The following is a 3,081-nucleotide window of genomic DNA, read 5'->3' on the forward strand; positions in this document are numbered from 1 at the left end:
GCCCGGCGTGTCCGCGTCGGCCCGCACCGCTTCCAGGACCTGCCGGCCGGAGAGCCGCGCCCCCACCGCGTGCCACCGCTCGAACTGCTTGTCGCCCAGCGCGTCCCGCGCCGACTTCCGCGCCGCCTCCTGCTGCTCCAGGAGCGAGGGGAGCATGCCTATGGGGTCACCGCTGAGCCGCCGCGCGTTCTCCGCGTACCCGAAGAGCCACGCGGCCCGCGTATGCCGCCCGTCCCGCGCCGAGGCCCACGCGAGGCCGTGGCAGCACACCGCGGCCACCAGGATCTCGTCGACCTCGCTCACCGCCTCGAGACCCCGGCACAGCGCGGCGACGCCCGCCTCACGCTCCCCCACGAGCCACAGCACCAGGCCCTGGGTCGTGAGCGTGGACCCGTAGATCTGCCGCTCGCCGGTGCCCTCCAGCAGCCCAAGGCCCTCGGCGCACAGTTCGAGCGCGCCCTCGGTGTCGCCGAGCACGGCGCGCAGCAGAGCCGCTTCGGAGCCCATCACCACCAGGCCAAGGAGGTTGTCGCGCTCGGCCATCCGCCGCCGCACCTCCGCGAGCCGGTCGAGCCCCGTCTCGTCCCCGCACAGCCCGGCGAGCCCACTGGCGTACGCGTCGGCGAACTGCTCAACGTCCTCGTCACCCGCCCGCGCCGCACACTCCCGCGCCAGGTCCATATGCTCGACGGCCGTCGCCAGATCCGCCGTCCACACCGCGAAGGCACCGCGCACGAGCAGCCCCCACGCCCGCTCCGAACAGTCGTCGGGGACGAGCCCGAGCCCCTTCTCGACCCAGTACCCGCCCTCGGAGAGCGCCCCGGAGGCCCGCCAGTGCGGCCACAGCCGGGCGGCGAGGTGCAGCCCGTCGCGGGCCCGCCCCTCGGTCTCGTACGCGTACTCGAAGGCGGCCCGCAGATCGGCGCTCTCCGCCCGGACCGTGCGGTGCAGCTCCGGCTGCCCGGCGCCGAAGAACCCCTCCTCGAAGCGCCGCCCGAGATCCCGGTAGTACGCGAAGTGCCGCGCCCGCAGCGCCACGCCCCCGTCCGCCTCGACCACGCCGAGCCGCTCGGCCCCGTACTCCCTGAGGGTGTCGAGCAGCCGGTAGCGGCTCCCCGACTCCCCGAGCCGCTGCACCACGGACTTGTCGACGAGCCCGATCAGCTGCCCGAGCACCTCACCGGCGGGCAACTCCCCGCCCCCACAGACCTGTTCGGCGGCGCCCAGCTCGAAGGAGCCCGCGAACACCGAGAGCCGGGCCCACAGCAGCCGCTCCGCCGGAGTACACAGCTCGTGCGACCAGTCGATGGCCGTACGCAGCGTCTGGTGCCGTGACAGAGCGGTGCGCCGCTCTCCGGTGAGCACCTGGAACCGGTCGTCGAGCCGCGCCACCAGCTCCTCCATCGACACCGCCCGCAACCGCACCGCCGCCAGCTCGAGCGCCAGCGGAATGCAGTCGAGGCGATGGGCCAGCGCCAGCAACTGCCCGCGATTGCCGTCGTGCGCGGTGAACCCGGGCACGACACCGGCGGCGCGCTGCGCGAACAGCTCCACGGCGTCGTCCGGTGCGAGCGGCGCGACGGGACAGCAGTGCTCCCCCGGCACGTCCAGCGGCTGGCGGCTGGTCGCGAGCACGCACACGTCGGCGGCCTCGCGCAGCAGGATGTCGGAGAGCATCGCGCAGGCGTCGACCAGATGCTCGCAGGTGTCGAGCACGATGAGCAGGCGCCGCCCCTGCAGATGCGCGACGACCGCGTCGAGCGGCGCCATCCCCGGCTGCTCGGGCAGTTCGAGGACCGTGGCGAGCGTGGCGGGAATCAACTCGGGGTCCCGCAGCGCCGAAAGCTCCGCCAGCCAGATCCCGTCGGGAAACCTCTCCCCGAGCCCCGCGGCGGCCCGTAACGCGGTCCGGCTCTTCCCGACACCTCCCGGCCCGACCAGGGTGACCAGACGCGCATACGTGAACGCGGCCCGCACCTGCGCCAGTTCGTCCGCCCGGCCGACGAACGAGGTCAATTCGGCGGGCAGTTGCCCACCCCGCCGCTGCCCGAAGCCGAAACCCATCGCGCCACCGCCCCCGTCACGCCGTCCGGTACAGAGGATTCCACCTCAGCGTACGCAGAACAGCGCGGAGCGTGAACGAAATCCCCAACCACGCCCGCCGACGCCCACCGGCCCCTCAGGCGGCTACAGGCGGCTGCAGGCGGCGCTCGGCGCCTTCAGGCGATCTTCAGGCGGCGAACCGCTCCGCCACCACCACGGCCTCCTCCAGCGTGTCCACGACGGGCACCCCGGCCAGCTCCAGACTCGCCCGGCTGTGCGAGCCCCCGGTGTAGAGCACGGCCCGCGCCCCCACGTGCGCGGCGGCCACCGCGTCGTCGACGGCGTCCCCGATCACGACGACCCGCTCGGCGGCGGCGACGCCCTCCAGCGCGGCGAGGTGCCGCACCATGCGCTCGGCCTTGCCGGCGTGCGAATCGTCGGTGCGCCCGTCGATCCGCACGAAGTGCTCGTGGATCCCGTGCCGCCGCACGATCGGCACCAGATGCTCGTGCGGGGCGAGCGACAGCAACGACTGCGTACGTCCCTCGGCCCGCCGCCCGGCGAGCAGCTGAGCGGCACCCTCGGTGAGCCCGCACGTCTCGGCCCTCGCCCAGTAGTGCCGGTGGAAGACGGCGTCCATGACCCGCCACTCGCTCTCACTGGGCAGCCGCCCTGTCAGCCGCTCGTAGAAGAGCGGAATCGGCACGCAGTACAGCTCCCGGTACCGCTCCAGCGTGATCGACTCGATCCCGATCTCCGCGAAGGAGGCGTTGGTCGCCTCGATCACCGCATGAATGTCATGCAGGAGGGTCCCGTTCCAATCCCAAACGATATGCGCCCCGCGCCGCGTCCCCATCCCCAAAATCTACCCTCCCCGAGGGACCGGGCACCTACCCCTGCGCCACGCCACCACCGCACCATCACAGCGAGCCGACCAACCGCCCCTACCTCGCCATGTCAGCGCAGCGAGACGGGCGGGACGGGTGGGAAACATCCGCCGCGAAGCGGGCGGCCTGGAACCCCCCACAACCCGTTGCC

Annotated in this window: 2 protein-coding genes; both read right to left on the reverse strand. The window is 73.2% G+C overall.

What is annotated here, in order from left to right; all coding sequences use genetic code 11:
• Positions 1–2,064 (reverse strand): ATP-binding protein (locus GKQ77_RS30795; protein WP_219692402.1); only part of this gene is annotated, 2,064 nt, incomplete at its 3' end.
• 166 nt (positions 2,065–2,230) lie between these two features.
• A complete protein-coding gene (locus tag GKQ77_RS30800; protein WP_219692403.1) occupies positions 2,231–2,899 on the reverse strand; it encodes an HAD family hydrolase in 669 nt (222 codons plus the stop codon).
• Between the last annotated feature and the right edge of the window lie 182 nt (positions 2,900–3,081).

The organism is Streptomyces anatolicus (genome assembly GCF_019400875.1).
In the GTDB taxonomy this organism is placed as follows: domain Bacteria; phylum Actinomycetota; class Actinomycetes; order Streptomycetales; family Streptomycetaceae; genus Streptomyces; species Streptomyces anatolicus.

Coding starts and splice junctions, on each gene's coding strand:
- GKQ77_RS30800 (WP_219692403.1), bottom strand. CDS start 2,899: ATGGGGACGCGGCGCGGGGCGCATATCGTTTGGGATTGGAACGGGACC.